This is a genomic window from Prescottella sp. GW823-FHT02E09, assembly GCF_058797375.1.
Genome location: NZ_JBXAJP010000003.1, coordinates 387,294 through 409,861, shown reverse-complemented (window position 1 = coordinate 409,861; position 22,568 = coordinate 387,294). Strand labels below are relative to the sequence as shown.

20 protein-coding genes are annotated in these 22,568 nt (G+C 69.4%); 15 read left to right on the top strand and 5 right to left on the bottom strand.

What is annotated here, in order from left to right; genetic code table 11:
- The first annotated feature begins 45 nt into the window (after positions 1-45).
- The 3 genes from AC1RIF_RS09625 (at position 46) to AC1RIF_RS09615 (ending at position 2,778) form a co-directional block, all read left to right on the top strand.
- On the top strand, positions 46-756 hold the full coding sequence (locus tag AC1RIF_RS09625) for a TetR/AcrR family transcriptional regulator (RefSeq protein WP_492601124.1): 711 nt from the start codon (positions 46-48) through the stop codon (positions 754-756).
- A 31-nt stretch (positions 757-787) separates the two neighbouring features.
- Positions 788-1,588 (top strand): helix-turn-helix domain-containing protein, encoded by an 801-nt coding sequence (locus tag AC1RIF_RS09620; RefSeq protein ID WP_492601123.1) that lies wholly within the window; start codon positions 788-790, stop codon positions 1,586-1,588.
- Positions 1,589-1,803: 215 nt separating this feature from the next.
- A complete protein-coding gene (locus AC1RIF_RS09615; RefSeq protein ID WP_492601122.1) occupies positions 1,804-2,778 on the top strand; it encodes an ABC transporter substrate-binding protein in 975 nt (324 codons plus the stop codon).
- A 56-nt stretch (positions 2,779-2,834) separates the two neighbouring features.
- Here the strand turns inward: AC1RIF_RS09615 and AC1RIF_RS09610 are convergent, their stop codons facing one another.
- Both AC1RIF_RS09610 and AC1RIF_RS09605 read right to left on the bottom strand, forming a co-directional pair.
- Complete coding sequence (locus AC1RIF_RS09610) at positions 2,835-4,601, bottom strand: ABC transporter ATP-binding protein (RefSeq protein ID WP_492601121.1); 1,767 nt, start codon at positions 4,599-4,601, stop codon at positions 2,835-2,837.
- Positions 4,598-6,337, bottom strand: coding sequence for an ABC transporter ATP-binding protein (locus tag AC1RIF_RS09605; protein WP_492601120.1), 1,740 nt, complete (start codon positions 6,335-6,337; stop codon positions 4,598-4,600). The genes AC1RIF_RS09610 and AC1RIF_RS09605 overlap by 4 nt, the downstream gene beginning before the upstream one ends.
- A 223-nt stretch (positions 6,338-6,560) precedes the next feature.
- Here AC1RIF_RS09605 and AC1RIF_RS09600 point away from each other — a divergent pair, with 223 nt between their 5' ends.
- Genes AC1RIF_RS09600 through AC1RIF_RS09570 form a run of 7 tightly spaced genes read left to right on the top strand, consistent with a single transcriptional unit; the run spans position 6,561 to position 13,506 of the window.
- A complete protein-coding gene (locus AC1RIF_RS09600; RefSeq protein WP_492601119.1) occupies positions 6,561-7,583 on the top strand; it encodes an ABC transporter substrate-binding protein in 1,023 nt (340 codons plus the stop codon).
- A complete protein-coding gene (locus AC1RIF_RS09595) occupies positions 7,580-8,554 on the top strand; it encodes an ABC transporter substrate-binding protein (RefSeq protein WP_492601118.1) in 975 nt (324 codons plus the stop codon). The genes AC1RIF_RS09600 and AC1RIF_RS09595 overlap by 4 nt, the downstream gene beginning before the upstream one ends.
- A gap of 36 nt (positions 8,555-8,590) precedes the next feature.
- Positions 8,591-9,481: a siderophore-interacting protein gene (locus AC1RIF_RS09590; protein ID WP_492601117.1), complete on the top strand. Its 891-nt coding sequence runs from the start codon at positions 8,591-8,593 to the stop codon at positions 9,479-9,481.
- Positions 9,482-9,528: 47 nt separating this feature from the next.
- The gene (locus tag AC1RIF_RS09585) at positions 9,529-10,554 is read left to right on the top strand and encodes a Fe(3+)-siderophore ABC transporter permease (RefSeq protein WP_492601351.1); all 1,026 of its coding nucleotides are present in this window, start codon (positions 9,529-9,531) and stop codon (positions 10,552-10,554) included.
- Positions 10,551-11,624 (top strand): iron-enterobactin ABC transporter permease, encoded by a 1,074-nt coding sequence (fepG, locus tag AC1RIF_RS09580; RefSeq protein WP_492601116.1) that lies wholly within the window; start codon positions 10,551-10,553, stop codon positions 11,622-11,624. Before AC1RIF_RS09585 ends, fepG begins: the two co-directional genes overlap by 4 nt.
- 23 nt (positions 11,625-11,647) lie before the next feature.
- Positions 11,648-12,484: an ABC transporter ATP-binding protein gene (locus AC1RIF_RS09575; RefSeq protein ID WP_492601115.1), complete on the top strand. Its 837-nt coding sequence runs from the start codon at positions 11,648-11,650 to the stop codon at positions 12,482-12,484.
- A complete protein-coding gene (locus AC1RIF_RS09570) occupies positions 12,481-13,506 on the top strand; it encodes an ABC transporter substrate-binding protein (RefSeq protein ID WP_492601114.1) in 1,026 nt (341 codons plus the stop codon). Before AC1RIF_RS09575 ends, AC1RIF_RS09570 begins: the two co-directional genes overlap by 4 nt.
- A gap of 63 nt (positions 13,507-13,569) precedes the next feature.
- Here the strand turns inward: AC1RIF_RS09570 and AC1RIF_RS09565 are convergent, their stop codons facing one another.
- Together AC1RIF_RS09565 and AC1RIF_RS09560 are read right to left on the bottom strand one after the other, a co-directional pair.
- Positions 13,570-14,550 (bottom strand): ABC transporter substrate-binding protein, encoded by a 981-nt coding sequence (locus tag AC1RIF_RS09565; protein WP_492601113.1) that lies wholly within the window; start codon positions 14,548-14,550, stop codon positions 13,570-13,572.
- A gap of 567 nt (positions 14,551-15,117) precedes the next feature.
- Positions 15,118-16,455, bottom strand: coding sequence for a beta-propeller fold lactonase family protein (locus AC1RIF_RS09560; RefSeq protein WP_492601112.1), 1,338 nt, complete (start codon positions 16,453-16,455; stop codon positions 15,118-15,120).
- A gap of 224 nt (positions 16,456-16,679) precedes the next feature.
- Between AC1RIF_RS09560 and AC1RIF_RS09555 the strand changes: the two genes are divergently transcribed.
- The 3 genes from AC1RIF_RS09555 (at position 16,680) to AC1RIF_RS09545 (ending at position 19,534) form a co-directional block, all read left to right on the top strand.
- Positions 16,680-17,435 (top strand): phosphoglyceromutase, encoded by a 756-nt coding sequence (locus tag AC1RIF_RS09555; RefSeq protein ID WP_492601350.1) that lies wholly within the window; start codon positions 16,680-16,682, stop codon positions 17,433-17,435.
- A gap of 172 nt (positions 17,436-17,607) precedes the next feature.
- Positions 17,608-18,813: a sensor histidine kinase gene (locus tag AC1RIF_RS09550; RefSeq protein ID WP_492601111.1), complete on the top strand. Its 1,206-nt coding sequence runs from the start codon at positions 17,608-17,610 to the stop codon at positions 18,811-18,813.
- A gap of 31 nt (positions 18,814-18,844) precedes the next feature.
- On the top strand, positions 18,845-19,534 hold the full coding sequence (locus AC1RIF_RS09545) for a response regulator (protein ID WP_492601110.1): 690 nt from the start codon (positions 18,845-18,847) through the stop codon (positions 19,532-19,534).
- A 100-nt stretch (positions 19,535-19,634) separates the two neighbouring features.
- On the opposite strand, the gene AC1RIF_RS09540 is transcribed toward AC1RIF_RS09545, so the two are convergent.
- The gene (locus AC1RIF_RS09540; RefSeq protein WP_492601109.1) at positions 19,635-20,450 is read right to left on the bottom strand and encodes a DUF3109 family protein; all 816 of its coding nucleotides are present in this window, start codon (positions 20,448-20,450) and stop codon (positions 19,635-19,637) included.
- Between the two features lie 33 nt (positions 20,451-20,483).
- Here AC1RIF_RS09540 and AC1RIF_RS09535 point away from each other — a divergent pair, with 33 nt between their 5' ends.
- A complete protein-coding gene (locus AC1RIF_RS09535) occupies positions 20,484-21,437 on the top strand; it encodes a Ppx/GppA family phosphatase (protein WP_492601108.1) in 954 nt (317 codons plus the stop codon).
- Positions 21,434-22,546: an Rv0497 family membrane protein gene (locus AC1RIF_RS09530; RefSeq protein ID WP_492601107.1), complete on the top strand. Its 1,113-nt coding sequence runs from the start codon at positions 21,434-21,436 to the stop codon at positions 22,544-22,546. The genes AC1RIF_RS09535 and AC1RIF_RS09530 overlap by 4 nt, the downstream gene beginning before the upstream one ends.
- The last annotated feature ends 22 nt before the right edge of the window (positions 22,547-22,568 follow it).

Genomic DNA, 22,568 nt, shown 5'->3' with positions numbered 1-22,568 from the left:
CCTTGCTCGGGCGGATGGGGCAAGGGGTTCGTGCACAATGACGCCGTGACTCCCGCGCCCGTCCCCCCAGCCGGTCACGGCGCGCCGCGACGCGGGAGACCGCCGACCCTGTCCGCCGACCGCATCGTGGTGGAGGCGCGTCGGCACCTCGAAGGCGGTGGTCTGGCGGCGCTGAGCATGCGGGCATTGGCGAAGAGTCTGGGAACCACGCCTATGGCCCTGTACCGGCACGTGGGCGACAAGGAGCAGCTGGTCGGCCTCGTGCTCGACGAGTACTCGCGGGACTTGGCGGGCGTGGAACTGCCCGCGGATCCGGAGCCCCGGCTCCGCGAGGTCTTCCTGGCGATCTTCGACAAGCTCGCTGCCGAGTCCTGGATTCTCGAGCTGCTCCAGCGGGGTGGGCGAGGAGGGGCGGGCGCTCTGGTGCTGGTGGACCGCGCGATCGCGGCGGGACGGGAACTCGGGATGGACGACCGTCGGGCGCTGCTGTGTTACCGGACGTTGTGGAACTACACCCTCGGGTCACTGCTGAACATCCGTGAGCCGGCACCCGCAGGGGAGGGGGCCGGCATCTCGCCGCTCACCGCGAAGATCCGGGAGGTCGGGCCTGGTCAGCTGCCGGTGTTGCACGCGGTCGCGGAGGACTGGCCGTCGGGTACGACCCGGGAGAACTACCTGGACGGGTTAGACGTCCTGATCGGCGGTTACGTCCGGCGATTCGGCGATCGCGAGGGCCGGCGCCCGGAAGGCACTTAGGTTTACCTAAACCAGTTTGTATACTTCGCGCATGTCGATTGCATGCGAGTCTCGGCCGTTACCCGGTCCGCGGGCGGTCGAGTACCCCTACTCGATGACGACCGGGACGCATCGGTGCTCGATCCGGCAGTCGTGGCGCCCGCACAGCCATCCCGAGCACGAACTGCTGTGGGGGCCGACGGGGGGAAGCCTCCAGGTGACGGTGGGGGGCGTCGACTGGATCGTGCCGCCCGACACCGGAGTGTGGGTGCCGGCCGGAACGGTGCATGCCGCCGTGGCGGGCCCGGGCACCACGTTCTACTGCACGTTCTTCCGACCCGAGGCGCGGGTGTGCCCCTGGACGCAGCCCGGCCTGTTCGAGGTCAGTCCGCTGTTGCGGGAAGTGCTGCTGCACATGCACCGCGAGAACATGCCGGATGCGGCGCGGGCCCGCGCCGAGCAGGTGGCGTTCGACATGCTCGCGCCGCTCGACGAGACGACCGACGTCGTGCCGATGCCCGCCGATCCCCGGGCCCGGGTGGTGGCCGAGGCGTTGCTCGCCAATCCCGGCGACCGGCGGAGCCTCGCGGAATGGTCCGAATCGGCCGGCGCCAGTGTCCGGACGCTGACCCGGGTGTTCTCGCAGGGGACCGGAATGACCTTCGCGCAGTGGCGCACCGACGTCCGGATCCGCGCCGCGGTCCGCTACCTCGAGGCGGGGGTGCCTGTGTCCGTCGTCGGTCGGCGGGTCGGCTACGACACCCCCAGCGCTTTCGTCGCGGTCTTCCGTCGCGCCACGGGGCGGACGCCGGGCACCGTGCTGGCCGAGCATCGGATGCGGTCGAGCGCGTAGGTCCCGTTTCATCGGTTCGGCGCGGGCCACCGGTTGACGGCGGGGGTTCCGGACGGTCTGGGTGATGGCCGAATTCGGTTATCGGTTGGCGCTTTCGGGCAACGTGGCCCGCGCGACAGCTCACTAGGTTGAAGTATGTCCCCCTATGCCCGGAATGCCTGATGGAGTAACGAATTCCTATGCCAGTCATCGAATGTACGACGCCCCCACCGACCGTGAACGAAGTCGACGGTGAATTCGACCGTCTGGTCGACTCGCTGACACGGCGCGGCTTCCTCGCCGGCGCAGCCGCACTCGGCGCGCTGGGAGCACTGTCCGCGTGCACGAGCGAATCCCGGGGCAGTGCGACGTCGGACAACTCGGTCCATATCGTCGTCGACGACGAGCACTACCGCCTCCCACGTGACCCCGAGCGCGTCGTCGTGCTCGAAGCCCGATCCGCACTCGACTTCGCACTCCTCGCCGAATACCCGATCGTCGCGACCAACTGGGATGACAAGTCGCAACTCATGCAACGGGTGCAGACCGGTGTGGCTCGCCTCGGCGGAACCAACAACGAACCGAACGCCGAGTCGATACTCAGCTATGAACCGGACCTGTTGGTGGTGGGTAAGGGATGGTGGGATTACTACCGCGAGAAGGGACTCCTCGGAACCGACATCGCTCCGGTACTCGTCGTCGATCAGGGAACGCCCGGCTCGGCATGGAAGCACGCCATGATCGAGCAGCTCACGGCCCTCGATCGTCGCGAGGTCGCCGACCGCGTCATCGCCCGGTACGACACCGAACTCGCGCAGTCGCGAGCCGAGATCGGTGGGCTTCTCGAAGGAAAGACGATAGCGATCGCGGGAGCGGACAGCGGTCAGATCTGGCTGCAGAACGACACATTCGCAGTTTCGGTCGCACGTGATCTCGGATTGAACGTGTTGACCGATCCTGTGCATGCCGCTGCCGACAACCGGGGAGCCACCTTCTACAACCTCGAAGAGCTCGACATCTTCGACCGCGCCGACTTCGTGCTGCTGCAGAATCCCGACGCCGTGGAGGCCCAATCGCCCACATGGAAACGGGTGCGCGCCGTTCGAGACGGCCACGTGGGGCAATTGCGATACGACCTCAACAGCGGCCTCGCCCTGACGGCGACAGCGCTCGCCGCTGACATCGCGGAACAAGTCCAGGTCATGCGCTGACCTCCGGGTCGGCTACCGGTGTCTCCGGGGCGCTGGTCGACGGCCGTTGCCGTCGACTAGCGCGCCGACTCCCAGGCCGCCCACAGCTTCGCGTAGACGCCGCCGGCCGCGACGAGGGTGTCGTGCGGGCCGTCCTCGACGATCCGCCCGTCCTCCACGACCAGTACCCGATCGGCGAGCGCCGCCTGAGAAAGCCGGTGCGCCACCGTGATCGTCGTCCGTCCCCGCCCGAGCGCGGCAGCGGCCCGGTCCAGCTTCCGGGCGCCGGCACTGCCCGCCTCGGCCGTTGCCTCGTCCAGGATCAGCACGGCCGGGTCCAGCAGCGCGACGCGGGCCAGGGCGAGTTGCTGTGCCTCGGTCGCGGTGACCGGCGCGCCCCCGGCGCCGACGACCGTGTCCGGGCCGTCGGGCAGGGATCGCACCCAGTCGTCCGCGCCCACGACGCCCAGGGCCGCCATCAGATGGTCGTCGGACGCGTCGGGCCGCGCGAGGCGCAGATTCTCCGCGATCGATCCGGCGAACACATGGGTTTCCTGCGAGACGAGGACGCACGTGCGGACCGCGTCCTCGGCCGCGAGCCGGCTCCGGTCGACGCCGCCGATCTCGACCCGTCCGTGGTCGGGATCATGTGTTCCGGCAACGAGTTTCGCGAGGGTCGACTTGCCGGCGCCGGTCGGGCCGACGAGCGCGACACTGCTGCCCGCCTCGATCCGCGTGCCGATCCCGTCGACGACGGGACGGACTCCGGCGCGGTACGTGAACGACACTCGTTCGAGCGCGACGGACCCGTCCGTCGGGGTCGCCGGGTCGGCCGGATCCTGCGGACGCGGCACCAGGGTGACGCCGACGAGTCGCGACAGCGCGATCGATCCCTCCTGCAACTGGTCGAACACCGCCAGCGCGGAGGAGATCGGGTCGAACAGTCGGTGGAAGAACAGCGCCGCGGCGGTCGCGGCACCGAGCGTGATCTGGCCATTCTGGACCAGCAGGAAACCGACCCCGAGGACCGCCGAAAGTCCCAGGGCCTCAGCCAGGTTCAGGCGTCCGAAGAATCGGGTGCGGAGCTTGGTGGTGAGCAGACTGAGCCGGACCGCGGCGAGCGATCGTGACTCGATCTCCCGCTCGTGGGCCGGCGCCAGGCGCAGCGCTCCGACGGTGTCGACGTCGGTGAGGGAATCGAGCATCTGCTGCGCCCGGGCACCCTCGGCCTCCCGCTCCTGCCGGTACACCGGCGCCGACGTGCGCAGGTACCAGCGCAGCGCACCGATCTGGATGGGTGCCACGATCACCGCCGCGATCGCGAATCGCCAGTCCAGGCCGGCCAACCCGACGAGGGTCAGACCGATCGTCAGTGTGGCGGTCGCGAACACCGGGACCGACCGCGAGACGGCCTCCGCGACCAGGTGGACGTCGCCGGAGACCCGCGAGATCAGATCGCCGCGTCCGGCCTGTTCGAGATCCTCCTGCGGAAGGTCGAGGGCGTGGTCGAGAACCTCCTCACGCAGGTCGGCCACGAGGGCTTCGCCGACCCGCGCGATCAGATAGTTGCTCACCGCGACCATCACCGACTGCCCGACGGCGATCGCGACGAGCGCACCGGCGAGCCAGCCGACGGTTCCGACGACGTCCGATTCTGCACGGGTGACCGCGTCGACCATCGCACCGAGGACGAGTGGCGTGCACAGTCCCACAGCGGTGCCGACGGCGAGGGCGACCACCGCGGCGGCGGCGCCGATCCGGTGGGGGCGGAGCAGGCGCCACAGTTCGGCGCGGGTCCGGGCCGGTGATGCGGTGGGCAGCAGTGTGCGTTCGGTCGTCGTCATGCGGTCACCATCGATCGGTAGGCCTGGGCGCCGGGATTGCCTGTGGCGTCGAGCAGTTCGGCATGCGTGCCCTCGACGATCCCGGCGATGTCCGGGTCGAGGACGATCACCCGGTCGCAGATGCCGAGCAGTACGGGGCTGGTGGTCAGCAGCACCGTCGCGCCGTCCGCACGAAGGGCACGGATGCCGTCGGCGATACGCGATTCGGTCACCGAGTCCACCGCCGTGGTGGGGTCGTGCAGGACCAGTACGGGTGGGTCGGCGGCCAGGGCCCGGGCCAGCGCGATCCGTTGCCGCTGCCCGCCGGACAGCGACCGGCCCTGCTCGGTCACGTGCGTGTCGAGGCCCGACGGCAGTGCCGTCTCGATCTCGTCGACCGCGGCGGCCGCCACCACCGGCGTCAGATCGGATCCGGGGACGGCCGCGACGCCGACGTTGGCGGCAACCGACCCGGAGAACAGAGCCGCATCGTGGGGCGGCGCGAACACCGTGGCGCGCAACTCGTCGATGGGCACGCGATCGATCGGGGTGTCACCGATGCGGATCGTCCCGGCCACCGGGGTGACGCGCCGGGCAAGGCAGTCGACGAGGTCGCTCGCGTGCCGGCCGCTGCCGGTGACGACGCCGAGGATCTCGCCCCGTCGGACGGCGAAAGTGATGTTCTCGAGGTGCGTGGTGTGCAGCCCGTCGACGGTGAGCGTGGTGGTGTCGGTGACGGGCTCGGGGCTCGTGGCCGGCCGGACCGCGTGGCCCGTGCCGAGCAGGCGAGCAACCCGCGTCGCCGACGCGCGGGCACGAGCCAGGCCGGCACCGAAATAGGCGACGTCGACGAGGGGGCCCTGCAGGAACTGAGCCAACCCCACCACCGCGATCAACTGGCCGACCGAGATGGAACCCGCGACGGCCATCCGGGCACCTACGAACGCGATCAGCGCCAGGAACCCACTGCCCACCAACGTGTTCGCCGCCGAGTACAGCGACTGCGCGCGCTGCGCACTCATCGTCGCGTCGAGAGCCGAGCGACTCGCGGTGCGGTAGCGGGTGCTCGCCTGGCCCGTCGCCCCCAACCCGGAGAGCACCCGCAGGCCACCGATCATGTCGGTGGCCAAGGCCCCGGCGCGCGCGCTCCGGTCCTGATCGATCTCGCTGCGGCGCTCGAGCGGCTTCGCCAGCCACTGCATCAGCAGCAGCACCGGCGGCGTGGCGATCAGGACCAGCAGACCGAGCGGGACCGAGATCAGCAGCAGCGACACCGCTGCGGTCAGCACACCGAGAGCGGCCGCGAGTTTGGTCGACAGCGTGTGTGTGAAGTAGGCGACGCCGGAGGCGTCGGCGGTCGCGATCGAGTACACCTCGCCCGGCATCCGGCGCGGACTCATCCCGTGGGGATCGAGGGTGCGGCGCGTGATCGCCATGCGGAGCGAGTGGGCGCCGTACTCACTCACCCCCGCGGCCGCCCGCGCGGCGAAACGCCAACTCAGGGTGAGTCCCGCGAACAGCACGCCGATCACCAGGACCCATCGGCCGAAAGCGGCCGCATCGCTGGTCGCGACGGCCCGGTCGATGACAGCACCGATCACGACGGGTACCAGGGCCTCGGCGACCTGGTGGCCGGTGAAGCCCACGGAGGCGCCCGCGAGTCGGCGCGCCCGGCCGTCGTCGGTGAGCGACTGACGGATCACGGCACGCGGCGTGGGACCGTCCGCGGGGGAGGAATCAGGGGTGGAGTCGGACACCCCGGTCACGTTAGGTGTGCCCCGGTGCCGTCGGAAGCTGTGAACCTGCCATCGCGTGTCGGATTGTGGACATTCGGTGGTAAATGGCCGATCTGCGATATTACTTGGCGCGTTCGGGCAGCTCAGGGCGTCGCGCGTGCGTGGACGCTCCCGTAGCTTCAGGTGAGCCTTACCTCGCCTCGACGACCATTCGGCCGGCGACCGGACCCACCTGGAGAACGCTGTGACACCTCTTCCGACGCTCGTTCCGGACACGGTGCGACGCCTCGACCCCGCCTACGTCGACCGGCAGTGGGCGGAGCTGACGGCCGCGCTGACCCGGCGTGGATTCCTCGGTGCCCTCGGCGTCGGCGCCGCGGTCCTGGCCGCGGGCTGCGGTTCGGGTTCCGCTGCCGATTCCTCCGCAGCCGAGACCCGCACCGTGACCACGCCGCTCGGCACGTACGAGATCCCCGTGTCGCCGAAGCGGGTGATCGCCGTCGACTCCCGGCTCGACCTCGAACCCGCTGTCGCCCTGGGACTTCCTCTCATCGGCTACAACCACAGCCGGGCCCGGCCCTGGGTGCCGGTCGATCCGACGGTGCCCTACCTCGGGGAGAAGCCGAACCTCGAGCAGATCCTCGGGCTCGCTCCGGATCTCATCATCTGCTGCAACGCCGGCGGCGACTGGTGGCCCACCGACCGGTTGCAGGAGATCGCGCCGGTCCTCACCACAGATTTCGGGGTGGACTGGCGGGAGAACTTCGCGGGACTCGCGAACTGGCTGGGCGCGACCGATCAACTCGCGAGGATCAACGCCGAGTACGACGCCCTGATCGCCGAGATCGCGGCCCGGCACCGGTCGCTGACGGCGTCCACCACCGTGGCCTCGATCTCGTACCTGCCCAGCGACCGCATGGTCTACGTCACGAGCACCCAGAACCAGGGCAAGGGCCTGCTGCCCACCGAAGCGACGCTCACCGAGATCGGCGGACGCTCGCCGAGCCGGTCGATGTTCTCCGACGCCGAGAACGGCCTGTCGCTCGAGCAACTCGACCTGATCGCCGAGTGCGACGGCCTCATGATCACCGGCAGCCGGGAGGAGTACGACGCACTGATGTCGGAGACGCTGTGGAGCCGCCTGCCCGCGGTGCAGGCCGGCCACGTCACCCTGCTCGAGGGCGAGACGTACTACGGCTCGGTCTACACGGTGCCGATCGTGGCCCGTGGTTGGGACACGCTGTACACGCGGATGGCGGCGGCATGAACGCCCCGACCATCACCGTCGCACCCGACGACGTCGAATGGGCGCGTCTCGTCGACCGGCTGACCCGGCGCGGATTCCTCGGCGGCGTCGGGGCTCTGGGGGCGACGGCGTTGCTGACGGCGTGCGGAACCTCCGGCGCCGGGACGGAATCGTCTGCTGCGCAGGCCACTCGCACCGTCACCACGCCGCTCGGCACGTACGACATCCCGACGTCGCCGCAGCGCGTCGTCGTCATCGACTCGCGCCTGGACCTGGAACCGGCTCTGGCGCTGGAGCTCCCGGTGATCGCGCACAGCTACGACGCACCGGCGCCGTGGCTGCCGGCGATCACGGCGGAGGAGATCGCGTCACCGGTCAACCTCGAGCAGGTCCTGCGCCTGCAGCCGGATCTCATCGTGTGCGTGAACCTCGACAACGAGATGTGGCCGGCGCCGGCGCTGCTCGACATTGCACCGGTTGTGACCACCGAGTTCAAGATGCCGTGGAAGCAGAACATGAACCAGCTCGCGGACTGGCTGGGACGGACCGAGACGTTCGACCGCGCCATGGCGACGTACGACGCCGCCGCGGCGGGTCTCGTGGACCGGCACGGCGAGACGGTCCGGCAGGCCCGGATCGGCATCATCAGCCGACAGCCGGCCGAGTTCCGGATGGTGCACGACACCACCGCCTACCTGCCTCCGCAGGTGTACACGGACCTCGGCGGGACGCTGGGAACGATCGGAACCCTCGGGAACGCGGACGCGTTCGGCATGGAGTCCCTCGACCTGCTCGCCGACCTCGACGGCCTTCTCGTCCTGTCGACCGGCGCCGAGCTCGGGTCTCTCACCACCGATCCGTTGTGGCAACGGGTCCCGGCGGTGGCGCGCGGTCGTGTTCAGGTCGTCGAGCAGCTCATCCAGTACGGCTCCGTGTACTCCGCCATCGAACTCGTCGCGCAGTACGACACGCTGCTCTCCCGGCTCGGTTGAGCCGAATCCCCTTCTCGAAACGAGGAATACCTTCTCATGGAACTACTTCGCGGCACCGTCGTCGAGGCTGCCCCACTGACCCCCGGCATGGTTCGGATCGTCTTCGGTGGTCTCGGGAACTTCACATCCGCAGGTATCGGTGACGAGTACCTGCGGCTGCACTTCCCGGTGCCGGCGACGGGCGAGTTCGTGCTTCCGGAAATCGATCCGAACGCCACGAACGGCCGTGGTTGGACGTACCCGGACGGCAAGGAAGCGTCGCCGTGCCAGCCGTACACCGTCCGTCGCTTCGATGCCGAGCGCGGCGAGATGACGATCGACTTCGTGGTCCACGAGGGCGGGGTGGCCAGCGACTGGGCGCAGTCGGCGCAACCCGGCGACGTGCTGTACCTGGGTGAGTCGCGTGGGTTGTACGAACCGCCGGCGCACACCGACTGGCAGATCTTCGTCACCGATGCCACTGGCCTCCCGGCGCTGGGACGCCTGGTGGAGGAACTGCCCGCCCACGTGCGGGCGACGGCGATCGTGGAGGTCGCCGACGCGAGCCACGAGCAGACCATCGTGTCCGCCGCGGACGTCGAGTTCGTCTGGCTGCACGGCACCGGCAACGGCATCGCCGCCAGCGCGCTGCCCGAGGCGATTCGCCGCCTGAGCATCCCCGACGGTGCCGGGTACGTGTGGGTGGCGGGGGAGAGCACGATGCTCCGTGACATCCGCAAGTACCTGCGCCACGATCTCGGCCTGCCCGGCGACGCGTACAAGGTGATCGGGTACTGGACGTACAAGGCCGAGGAGTGGCGCGCCCGCTACGACGCCCTCGACGACGCCGTCAAGGCGCGCCTGGACTCCGTCTGGGAGGACCCCGAGCGCGACGAGGAAGAGATCCGCGACGAGGTGGACCGGACGCTGGAGAACGCGGGATTGTGACTGCCACCGTCTCCACCGAGGGGGAAGTACGGAGCGAGGCCCCCGAGGTGGCGGACCGGCCGCAGGGTCTGGCCCGCACCAACACTCGCCGGGCGCTGGGCCTGCTGCTGTGTGTCGCGGCGCTCGCGGTCGTGGTGCTCGCGAGCATCGCGGTGGGGTCGAAGGGCATCCCCGTCGGCACCGTGATCGACGCACTGTTCCGCTACGACGACTCCAACGACCACGTGATCGTGCGCGAGCTCCGGGTACCACGCACCGTGCTCGGTCTGCTGGTCGGTGCGGCCCTGGGCGTGGCCGGTGCGCTGATCCAGGCGATGACACGAAACCCGTTGGCCGATCCCGGAATCCTCGGCGTCAATGCCGGCGCCGGGTTCGCGGTCGTCATCGCGGTCGGCGTGTTCGGGCTCACCAGCATCTGGTCGTACATCTGGTTCGCGTTCCTCGGCGCCGTCGTCGCGACCGTCGTCGTGTACGCGCTCGGATCGGTGGGCCGCGGCGGAGCGACGCCGGTGCGGCTCACGCTGGCCGGTGTCGCGATCGGATCGGTGCTCGGCGGCGTCTCCTCCGCGATCACGCTGCTGGATCCCACCGCGTTCGACCAGATGCGGCACTGGAACGCCGGCACCCTGGCCGGCCGGTCGATGGAGGTGGCGCTCGGCGTCTCCCCGTTCATCGCGATCGGCCTGGTGCTCGCGCTCGTGATCGCCCGTCCGCTCAACGCCGTCGCGCTCGGCGACGACCTGGCCCGCACACTCGGAGCGCAGATCCTGCGCACCCGGGTGATCGGCGTCGTCGCAGTCACGCTGTTGTGTGGCGCCGCGACGGCCGCCGCCGGGCCCATCGGGTTCGTCGGGCTGATGGTGCCGCACGTCGCGCGCTGGTTCGTCGGGCCCGACCAACGCTGGATCGTGCCGTACACCATGGTGTGCGCGCCGATCCTGCTGCTCGGCTCGGACATCCTGGGCCGCATCGTGATCCGGCCCGGCGAACTGCAGGTCGGTGTGGTGACGGCGTTCGTCGGAGCACCCGTCCTGATCTGGCTCGTCCGGCGACGCAAGGTGAGTGGGCTGTGACGACGAAAACGACTACGAATACGAGTGCGGACATCGACTTCGGGCGGCCGACGCGGATCGTGCGCCCCGGCCGCTGGTCGGCGCGCATCGACGTGCGGACCACCATCGTGTGCCTGGTGCTGGCCGCGATCACCGCCGTCGTCGCGGTGTTCGCACTCGGCAGCGGCGACTACTACGTGCCGCCCGGCCAGGTGGTGCAGGCGCTGTTCGGCGACGTCCCGGCCCGCATCCACATGGTGGTCGTGGAGTGGCGACTGCCCCGTGTCCTGCTCGCGATCATGCTCGGTGCGGCACTCGGGATGAGCGGTGCGATCTTCCAGTCGCTCACCCGGAATCCGCTCGGCAGCCCCGACATCATCGGCTTCAACTCCGGCGCCTACACCGGTGCGCTCGTGGTGATGTTGCTGATCGGCGGCAGCTACTACCAGGTGAGCGTCGGCGCGCTGATCGGTGGCATCGCCACGGCCGCCGTCGTGTACGTGCTCGCGTACAAGCGTGGCGTGCAGGGCTTCCGGCTGATCATCGTCGGCATCGGTATCAGCGCGATGCTCGCGTCGGTGAACACGTGGCTGATCCTCAAGGCCGACCTCGAGGCGGCGATGTCGGCCGCGGTGTGGGGTGCGGGCTCGCTCGGATCCCTCGGCTGGCAACAGGTGGGCCCGGTGACGGTCGTGCTCGTCGTGCTCGTCCCCGCGATCCTGATCCTCGGCGGCCGGATGCGGATGCTCGAGATGGGCGACGACGCCGCCAAGGCGCTCGGGGTGCGGGCCGAACCGACCCGGCTGGGTCTGGTGGTGCTCGGCGTGGCACTGACCGCGATGGTCACCGCCGCGGCCGGACCGATCGGGTTCGTCGCCCTCGCCGCCCCCCAGTTGGCCCGGCGACTGACCCGCAGCGCCGGTGTCGCGCTGGTGCCGGCCGCCGCGATGGGCGCCGCGCTGCTGATGGTCAGCGACTTCGTCGCGCAGCGGGCGTTCGCGCCGCACCAGCTGCCGGTGGGCGTGGTGACCGTGTCGATCGGCGGCGTGTACTTCGCGTGGCTGCTCGCACGAGAGGCGCGCAAACAGTGACCGCGTCGGATACGAGGAACGAGATGAACAGCATGACAGCGGACACCCTCGCGACGGCCAATCGGCTGCGGGCCGAGGATCTCACCATCGGCTACGACAAGACGGTGATCTCCGAGCACCTCGACGTCGAGATCCCGAACGGCGGCTTCACCGTGATCGTCGGCCCCAACGCGTGCGGCAAGTCGACGCTGCTGCGGGCGCTGTCGAGGCTGCTGGTCCCCAAGCATGGGCAGGTCCTGCTCGACGGGCGAGCGATCACGTCCTTCCCCGCGAAGGAGGTGGCGCGCCGCCTCGGCCTGCTGCCGCAGACGTCGATCGCGCCGGACGGCATCACCGTCGCCGATCTCGTTGCGCGCGGACGCTACCCGCACCAGAAGCTGCTGCGACAGTGGTCCCGCGAGGACGAGGACGCCGTCGTCGGTGCGATGGCCGCGACCCGGGTGACGGAACTTTCCGGGCGGCTGGTGGACGAACTGTCCGGTGGTCAGCGACAGCGGGTCTGGGTGGCGATGGTGCTCGCGCAGCAGACGCCGCTGGTGCTGCTCGACGAGCCCACCACGTTCCTCGACATCGCGCACCAGATCGAACTGCTCGAACTGTGCCGCGAGCTGAACGAGACCCGGGGGCAGACCCTGGTCGCGGTGCTGCACGACCTCAACCACGCCTGCCGCTACGCGAGCCACATCATCGCCATGAAGGACGGTGCGATCGTCGCGGAGGGACCGCCGTCGGACATCGTCACCGAGCACCTCGTCGAGGACGTCTTCGGCCTGCCGTGCCGCATCATCGACGACCCCGTCACCCACACGCCGCTCGTCATCCCCCTCGGGCGGCCGCGAACCTCCGAAGGAGTGGCATGACCACACTGCTGTCGAATCGCCCTGTATCCGAGCAAGAGTGGGCCGCCATCGTGGACGCGCTGAGCCGGCGCCGATTCCTCGGAATCGGCGCCGGTGTCGCTGCCGCCGTGGCGCTGGCGGGCTGCTCGACCGGCGAGACTGCCGCATCCGCCGAGACCGTGCCGTACCGGTGGGGCGACTTCACCGGCGACGTCCCGAGGGATCCCCGGCGGGTCGTCGTGCTCGACGGCCGCGTCGACCTCGAGTTCGCGATGATGATGGGGTACCCCATCGTCGGATCCGGCAACTCGTGGTTCCCGAACCAGCCCATCGGATTCCAGTTTCCTGGCCGCACCGTGGACGGCGCGCAGGCCGTGAACACCGCCGGCAGCTACACGATCAACTACGAGGCGCTGCTCGACCTGGAGGCCGATCTGATCGTGATGACCAAGATCGGCTACAGCAGCGACTGGTACGGCAACGAGCGGCTCGCGGCCATCGCGCCGCTGCTCGTGGTGGGCGACGACGTCCCGCGGACCGGCGGTGCGCCGGTCGACTGGCGCGGAGCCCTCACCGGCCAGGCCGAACAGTTGGGGCGCACCCGGGAGACCGAGAGTGCTGTCGCCGGATACGACGCCAGACTCGCGCAGCTGCGGCCGCTGCTGCAGGAACGACTGGGCGGCAAGAAGATCGCGCTGTGCGTGTACACCGAGTCGGGAGTCGTGGTCCACCAGCGGACGCTCACCACCAGCGTCTGCATCGACGCCGGAATCGATCTGCCCTTCCGCGACGACCACAATGCCGACAACTCGATCGAGCTGTCCCTCGAGCAACTCGACCGGCTGTCCGACATCGACTTGATCATCGTGCAGTCCGCCAAGGCCGGAGCCGTCCCGCCGACCAGCGTCAGCCCGACGTGGCTGCGGTTGCCGGCGGTGCAGGCCGGCAAGGTGATCACCACCGATGCCCGCTACAACCAGGGCTTCGCCCTCACCGCGACGATCTTCCTCGATGTCCTCGAGGAGGGCGCGCGGATGTTCTGACGCGTCCGTACGCACGACTCGGCCCCCGGGAGTCACTCACCGGGGGCCGAGTCTCGTTCGAGGTCAGGCGACCTCGCGGGCGTTCTCCATCGCCGTGGCCACCTCCGCGAACCAGGCCGCGTAGTTGCCGTAGGTGTTGGGGCGCTTGTCGTCCCAGTCGATGACCTGACCGGCCGTCACGGCCGGCAGGCGGACGAAGACGGGGGAGGCCTCGAAGACCTCGTGCGACTTCACGTACTGCATCACGATGTCGGCGGGGTGGGACGGCACCTGCTCCCAGCTCAGGTCGGCCCAGCCCTTGTCGCCTCCGGGGCCCGCGAACGTCACGCCCAGTCCGCTGAGGTAGCCGAGCTGGGCGAGCTTGGTGGTGCCCGCATACAGTCCGCCGGAGTCGCCGTTGAGCGGCAGCAGCGAGATGTCGGGCCGCTCGGCGGCCACCTGCCGGATCCGGTCGGAGTTCGCGTCGAACGCGGCCTTGTCCGCTTTCGCGGTGTCGCCGTCGACGTCGCCGCCGAGAGCCGCGGCGAGGCTCCGGTACGCGGTGAGGACGTCGGGCAGCGGAACGCCGGAGAACTTCACCGCCGCGAACGGTGCGACCGCGTTGACCTTGTCGGCCATCGGTTCGTCCCACCACGTCCACGACGTGGGGTCGTCGGAGTTGCCGTAACCGATCACCAGGTCGGGGTCGAGATCGGCGAGCGCCTCCATGTTCATCTCGCCGTCGTTGCCGACGATCGTCATGGTGGAGACATCGGCATTGCCGGTTGCCTGCCCGCCCGTGATGCCGTAGCCGAAGATGCCGGCGGGGCGGATGCCGTAGTCCCACAGCGCGGCTGCGGAGTAGGCGTCGACGACGATCCTCTCCGGTGCGGCGTCGAGGGTGATGGTGTTGCCGTAGCCGGTCGTGTAGCTCCAGCCCTCGCCGTCCGATGGGGACGCTGTCGGAGTGGACTCGGCGGTGGAGGCGGTGGAGCATCCGGTCGCGACGACGGCGGCCGCACCGAGGAGGGCGGCCAGCCGGGCGGCCGTGCGGGTGAACTTCATGGGAAACCTCTCCAGATAAACAGGTGTGCCTAACCTAACTCGAGGTGTCCGTTTCGTGGTGTGGCCCGTTGCCGGGATGTCGAGATGCCGCGAGGATTCACAAAAATCCTCTCGGATCGAACAGCGGTCACCTGCGCTTATCTGCAAGAACGGCATCCCGGTGTCGGCGTTCTCCCACGCTGGCGGCGATCATCTGGAACTCGAGTCCGGCGTTGAACACGATCTGGTGCGGGTTCTCGCAGAAGGCCCGGCCGAGGGGTGATGCTGCCGGACGGTCCCGTGCTACTCGTCAGGGCGGCGGCGGACCGGCCACGACGGGCCCGCCTTGACAAGGGCGATCACCAGCACGCACAAGACGACAACTCCCAGGTTGTCGATCGGGATGACCGGATCGCTCGAGGAATATCGTTGCTGCTCATAGAAGTAGCTCTGTCCCGCCTGAAACACTGCCAGTAACGCCAGGACGACTGCTGCCTTTTCCTGTTGTGCCGTCGGTGTGAAGGACAGTGGCCGCCCACCCCGGTTGGGGTGGGCGGCCACTGCGCGTGCGCGGTGGTACCTGGTCGGTCAGGAGGTCCAGTTCAGGGAACCAACCGACCCGAGCGATCCGAGCGATCCGGTGGCGGGTGGGATGGTGTCGGTGATCTCGACGACCACGGGCAGGACGGCATCATTACCGATGCCGTTCGAGGCGGTGAGGGTGAACTCGAACCGTCCAGCGGTGGTAGGGGTTCCGGACAGCACTCCCTCTGGGGTGAGGTCGAGGCCGTCGGGCAGGGCGCCGGCGCCGGTCACGGTGGGGGCAGGTTCGCCGGTGACGGTGAAGGCGTAGGTGTACGACCGGCCCACGGCCCCGGCGGTGGGGGTTCCGGTGAGTGTCGGCGTGTTCTTTCCGATCGCGATCACCGACACCGAGTTGCTGCCCCAGTTGGCAATGTAGGCGTGAGCGCCGTCCGGGGTGATCGCCACCCCGTCCGGCCTCGTGCCGACCGGCACGGGTGCGCCGACGACCGTGTTCGTGGCGGTGTCGATCGCCGACACCGTGCCGCTGCCCTGGTTGGTGACGTGGACGCGGGCGCCGTCCGGGGTGATCGCCACCCCGAGCGGATTCGCGCCGACCGGCACGGGTGCGCCGACGACGGTGTTGGTCGCGGTCCCGATCACCGACACCTTGTCGCCGCCCCAGTTGGTGACGTAGACGCGGGACCCGTCCGGGGTGATCGCCACCCCGGTCGGATTCGCGCCGACCGGCACGGGTGCGCCGACGACGGTGTTCGTGGCGGTGTCGATCACCGACACCGAGTCGCTGCCGACGTTGGTGACGTAGACGCGGGACCCGTCCGGGGTGATCGCCACCCCGACCGGATTCACGCCGACCGGCACGGGTGCGCCGACGACGGTGTTGGTCGCGGTGTCGATCGCCGACACCGTGCCGCTGCCGCGGTTGGTGACGTAGGCACGGGACCCGTCCGGGGTGATCGCCACCCCGAGCGGATTCGCGCCGACCGGCACGGGTGCGCCGACGACGGTGTTGGTCGCGGTCCCGATCACCGACACCGTGTCGCCGCCCCAGTTGGTGACGTAGACGCGGGACCCGTCCGGGGTGATCGCCACCCCGGTCGGATTCGCGCCGACCGGCACGGGTGCGCCGACGACGGTGTTCGTGGCGGTGTCGATCACCGACACCGTGCCGCTCGTCTGGTTGGTGACGTAGGCGCGGGCGCCGTCCGGGGTGATCGCCGTCCCGATCGGCGCCGAGCCGACCGGGACGGTCACGATCACGGTGTCCGCCGATGCCGGGCCCGCCGCAGTGAACAGCGCCGCGACCGCGAACGCGGCCGCGCCGACACCCGCGGACAGTCGGCCCAGCCGGGTCGGCGAAGGTGATCGATCAAGGATGGCCATGGATAGTTGTGCCCTGCAGTCCGCACCCCCGGGGGCGCGCAGCAGCCACAGGGAAGCAACCACCGCGAAGAACATAACGGACATTCGTCCAGAAACTGGCCGGCCTAACGTCAGCCTGTCGGTAGTCGAACCAGCGTCGCGCTTCGCTGATCTTCGTTGCGAATCGACACGCGAACCGCTCTGTCCCGACGGCTCGCGCGACCGCGGAAACGCGTCATGCCAGGATTGACGCCATGAGTACCGGAACACTTGTGCTGCTCCGCCACGGCGAGAGCGAATGGAACGCGCTGAACCTGTTCACCGGCTGGGTGGACGTGCATCTCACCGACAAGGGCATGGCCGAGGGCAAGCGCGCCGGTGAACTGCTCGCCGAGCACAACCTGCTCCCGGACGTCCTCTACACGTCGCTGCTGCGCCGCGCGATCAGCACCGCGAACCTCGCACTCGACGCGTGCGACCGCCACTGGATCCCTGTCGTGCGCGACTGGCGCCTCAACGAGCGCCACTACGGCGCGCTGCAGGGCAAGAACAAGGCCCAGACCAAGGCCGAGTTCGGCGAGGACCAGTTCATGCTGTGGCGTCGTAGCTACGACACCCCGCCGCCCGCGATCGAGGCCGGCAGCGAATACAGCCAGGACCAGGATGCCCGTTACGCCGACCTGCCCGAGGTCCCGCTGACCGAGTGCCTCCTCGACGTCGTCAAGCGCCTCATCCCGTACTGGGACGAGACCATCGCGGCCGATCTGAAGGCCGGCAAGACCGTCCTCGTCACCGCGCACGGCAACTCGCTGCGCGCGCTGGTCAAGCACCTCGACGGCATCTCCGACGAGGACATCGCGGGCCTGAACATCCCGACCGGCATCCCGCTGCGCTACGACCTGGACGAGAACCTGAAGCCGCTGAATCCGGGCGGAACGTACCTCGACCCCGCCGCGGCCGCCGCCGGTGCCGCCGCCGTCGCGAACCAGGGCGCCAAGTAGTTCCCGACCGGCTCGTACGTGAGGCCCCCGTCACTTCCTCCACGGAAGCGGCGGGGGCCTTTCGCGAACAATGGGTGAACGAGCGGATAACGGCAGCTCTCGGGCCTGTGACGTGCGAGAAAACCGTCATACCCGGGTTCGGCGGCCGGTGTGTCGAACGTACGATTCACGTGTGACTGTTGTTCAGGCCGTAATGCTGGCCGTCGCGACCGCCATTGCCGGTTGCATCGTCGGCGGCGTGGTGATTCCCCGGCTCGGCTCCCGTCACGCCCGGCGACAGCAAGCCCAGGCCGGGCTGACCATGTCGCAGGTCCTCGACCTCATCGTTCTCACCTCCGAGAGCGGCATCGCCGTCGTCGACAAATTCAACGACGTCGTGCTGTTCAACCCGCGTGCCGAGGAACTCGGGCTGGTCCGCAACCGGATGATCGACGACCGTGCCTGGGTCGCGGCCACCGAGGTGTTCGAGACCGGCGAGCCCGTCGACATGGACCTCACGACCCGCACCACCCAGCGCGGTCGCGCCAAGATGGCCGTGCGCGGCGTCGCACGGTTGCTGAGCGAGGAAGACCGCCGCTTCGTGGTGGTGTTCGCCGACGACGACTCGGAACAGGTCCGCATGGAGGCCACCCGCCGCGACTTCGTCGCGAACGTCAGCCACGAACTCAAGACGCCGGTCGGCGCGATGGGGCTGCTCGCGGAGGCGCTGCTCGAGTCGGCCGACGACCCCGACTCGGTGCGCTACTTCGGACAGCGCGTCCTGAGCGAGTCCGCGCGGCTCGGCAACATGGTCACCGAACTGATCGCGCTGTCGCGGCTGCAGGGCGCCGAGAAGCTGCCCGACCTCGAGGTGGTCGACGTCGACGACGTCATCGCCGAGGCATTGCGCCGCTCCACCGTCGCCGCGGAGGCCGCCGAGATCACCGTCCACACCGACGCCCCCAACGGCCTCGAGGTCATGGGTGACCGCACACTGCTCGTGACGGCGCTGTCCAACCTCGTCGAGAACGCCATCGCGTACTCGCCGAAGGGCACTCCGGTGTCGCTCAGCCGCTCGGTCCGCGGCGACAACGTCGCGATCTCCGTCACCGACCGCGGCATCGGCATCGACAAGGAGGATCAGGAGCGCGTGTTCGAACGCTTCTTCCGCGTCGACAAGGCCCGCTCCCGGGCCACCGGCGGCACCGGGCTGGGGCTGGCGATCGTCAAGCACGTCGCCGCCAACCACAACGGTTCGATCGACCTGTGGAGCCGGCCCGGGACCGGATCCACGTTCACACTGCAGATTCCCGCGCACTTCGAGTCCGTGCCAGCCGACGCCGCCGAGTCCGACGACGGCCACAAACCCGCAATGATCGAGAAGAAAGCCGCGTCGTGAGCCGACGCGGCACAAGTCTGGAGGCCAACCGTTGACGAGTGTGCTGATCGTGGAGGACGAGGAGTCGCTGGCCGACCCGCTGGCGTTCCTGCTGCGCAAGGAAGGCTTCGAAACCACCGTCGTCGGGGACGGGCCGTCCGCGCTGGCCGAGTTCGAGCGCTCCGGCGCCGACATCGTCCTGCTCGACGTCATGCTGCCGGGCATGAGCGGAACCGACGTGTGCAAGCAGTTGCGCGCCAAGTCGTCGGTCCCGGTCATCATGGTCACCGCGCGCGACAGCGAGATCGACAAGGTGGTCGGACTCGAGCTCGGTGCCGACGACTACGTCACCAAGCCGTACTCGGCCCGCGAGCTGATCGCCCGGATCCGGGCCGTGCTGCGCCGCGGCACCGACGCCGAGACCGACGCCGGCCCCGACGACGGCGTGCTCGAGGCCGGACCGGTGCGGATGGACGTCGAACGGCACCTGGTCCACGTGGCCGGTGAGCAGGTGGCGTTGCCGCTCAAGGAGTTCGACCTGCTCGAATACCTGCTGCGCAACTCGGGGCGCGTCCTCACCCGCGGGCAGCTGATCGATCGTGTGTGGGGTGCCGACTACGTGGGTGACACCAAGACCCTCGACGTCCACGTCAAGCGTCTGCGCGCCAAGATCGAGGTCGATCCCGGCAAGCCGCAGCACCTGGTCACGGTCCGCGGCCTCGGCTACAAGCTCGAGGAGTAGTCGACTCGGCCCCACCACGACGGCCGAATGTCACATCGGTTCAGTCCGGCTGAACCGATGTGACATTCGGCCAGAGGTGTGAGGCCACAGGCCTGAGGCGTCAGGCCTTCTTCTGCTGCGCCGCGGTGGTCGCGGGATGGATCGCGATCAGGCCCAGGCCCTCGCGACGCCGACACAGCGATGCCAGTTCGTCGTAGGCGGCCTTGCCGAGCAGCTCGGTGAGCTCCGGTGCGTACGACTGCCACACCGGCCTGGCGCCGACGTGCGCGTCGGGCGACCCCGAGCAGTACCACGCCAGGTCCTCGCCGCCCTCACCCCAGCCGCGGCGGTCGTACTCGGTGACGGTGGTCTCGAGGATCTGCTCGCCGTCCGGCCGGTCGACCCACTCCTGGGTGCGTCGGATCGGCAGCTGCCAGCACACGTCGGGCTTCACCTCGAGCGGCTCGATGCCCTTGCGTAGCGCCATCTTGTGCAGCGCGCACCCGATACCGCCCTCGAATCCCGGACGGTTGAGGAAGATGCAGGCGCCCTTGTAGCGGCGGGTCCGCAGCGCCGGCTCGTCCTCGAGATCGTCCTCCTCGACGTAGCCCTTCTTGCCGAGCCCCTTCTCCATGAACTGCCAGTCCTCCGGTGTGAGCATCCTCACGGAGGCGTCGAGCTTGTCCCGGTCCTCCTGGTCGGACAGGAAGGCGCCGTGCGAGCAGCACCCGTCGTCCGGGCGGCCCGCCACCGTGCCCTGGCATGCGGGACTGCCGAAGACGCAGGTCCAGCGGGAAAGGAGCCACGTCAGGTCGGCCTTGATGGTGTGTTCGGAGTTTTCGGGGTCGACGAACTGCACCCATTCGCGGGGGAAGTCCAGATCCACTTCTGGTGCGGGCACCAACTTGTCGGAGCCCGTGGTGCTGCCTGCTGTCACAGTGCCCGACGGTAGACCCAGTACCGTAACCGTGTGCGCCTTGGGGTACTCGATGTCGGAAGCAACACCGTCCACCTACTCGTAGTGGACGCTCATCGTGGTGGGCACCCCACGCCGATGAGCTCAACGAAAGCGACTCTGCGGCTTGCCGAGAACACCGACGACCGTGGTGACATCACGGTCGTGGGTGCCGACCGGTTGGTCACGACCGTCAACGACTTCGCGGGTATCGCCAGGTCGTCGGGCTGCGGTGAGCTGATGGCCTTCGCGACGTCGGCGGTGCGTGACGCCAACAACTCCGAGGCGGTTCTGTCCCGTGTGCGTGCCGAGACCGGCGTGAACCTCGAGGTCCTCTCGGGTGTCGACGAGGCGCGGTTGACGTTCCTGGCGGTGCGCCGCTGGTACGGGTGGAGCGCCGGCCGCATCCTCAACATCGACATCGGCGGTGGCTCGCTCGAACTGACGTCCGGTGGTGACGAAGACCCCGACACCGCATTCTCCCTCCAGTTGGGCGCCGGACGGTTGACCCGCGACTGGCTGCAGGAGGACCCGCCCGGCAAGCGTCGCGTCGCCGTGCTGCGGGACTGGCTCGACGCCGAGCTGGTCGCCCCGGCCAAGCAGTTGCGTGCCGCGGGCGATCCCGACCGCTGCGTCGGCACGTCCAAGACGTTCCGTTCTCTGGCCCGACTGACCGGTGCCGCGCCGTCCACCGCAGGTCCACGCATCACACGGACGCTCACGTCGAGCGGTCTGCGGCAGCTGATCGCCTTCATTTCGCGGATGACCGCGTCGGACCGTGCAGAATTGGAGGGCGTGAGTTCCGACCGCTCTCAGCAGATCGTGGCCGGAGCTCTCGTTGCGGAGGCCAGCATGCGCGCACTCGGAGTCGACACGCTCGAAATTTGCCCGTGGGCACTGCGTGAGGGTCTGATTCTTCGCAAGCTCGATACGGACATGGGTGGAGAACTGGTGGTGAGCGCTCGATGACGGAGCCCGAAGGTGACAGCCAAGCAATCTCGGTTGCGGAGCTGTTGGCCCGTAACGGCCAGCGAGTCGGTGCCGGCGGTGGCGGCCGACGTCGTCGCGGCGTCAAGGGCGGCATCTCCGTCGCCGAGCTGACCGGCGAATTCCCGGCGGTCCGCAACGCGCGCACCGCCGGCGAGTCCGATGAGTCCGCCGAGTCCGCCGAGTCCGCCGAGGGAACGGCGGCGCCGACCCCGGAACCGACCGGGACCCCGGAGCCGACCGGGGCTCCGAAGGCGACCGGGGCTCCCAAGGCGCCCGAGGCTCCCAAGGCGCCCGAGGCTCACAAGGACACCGAGGCTCCGAAGGCCGCCGAAGCGCCCAAGGCTCCCGCGAAGCCCGCAGCACCCGCGAAGCCCGTAGCGCTTTCGAAGGCGTCGGCGCCCGCGTCGGATGCCACGGCGGTGTTCACCCTCGCCGACGCGGATGCTCAGGACGAGAACGATGCCGGGTCCGCCGCGAAGACCACGGCGAACGGTGCGGCGGCGAAGTCGGCCACGGTCGACGACGCGCCCACCGTCGTCGCGCCGGCCGTGAAGGACGCCGGGCCGACCGGTCGGGGCACGAACTCCGGCTGGCGTTCGGTGACGTCGACGACGGTGATCGAGCCGGGCCCGGCCCTCGCGCGCAGCGAGGCGCCCGAGCCCAGGCTGCTGTCGGGCCAGACTCTCGCCGGTGACCTGATGCGTCAGGGGAACGACCAGCCCGCCGAGACCGATCGCGGTGCGGACTCCGACACCGATCTCGTCGACGACGAGAATCGCGCCGACCCGGAGGACCTCGAGGACCTCGACGACGAGCCCGAAGCCAGCGGAGCCAAGCAGTGGGCCGTGCTGCTGGGACAGGGCGCCGTCGCGGTGGTTGCCGGCGCGCTGATGTTCAAGGGCTTCGAGAAGCTGTGGGACATGCTGCCGATGGTGGCGCTGGTGCTCGCGGTCCTCGTGATCGTCGGCCTGGTCGCGATGGTTCGGATCCTGCGCCGCACGGACGACATCACGAGCCTGGTGATCGCGGTCGTCGCGGGTGTGTTCGTCACCCTGGGCCCACTCGCCTTCCTGCTCAGCACGAGCTGACCGGACGCCGGCGAAGGGTACG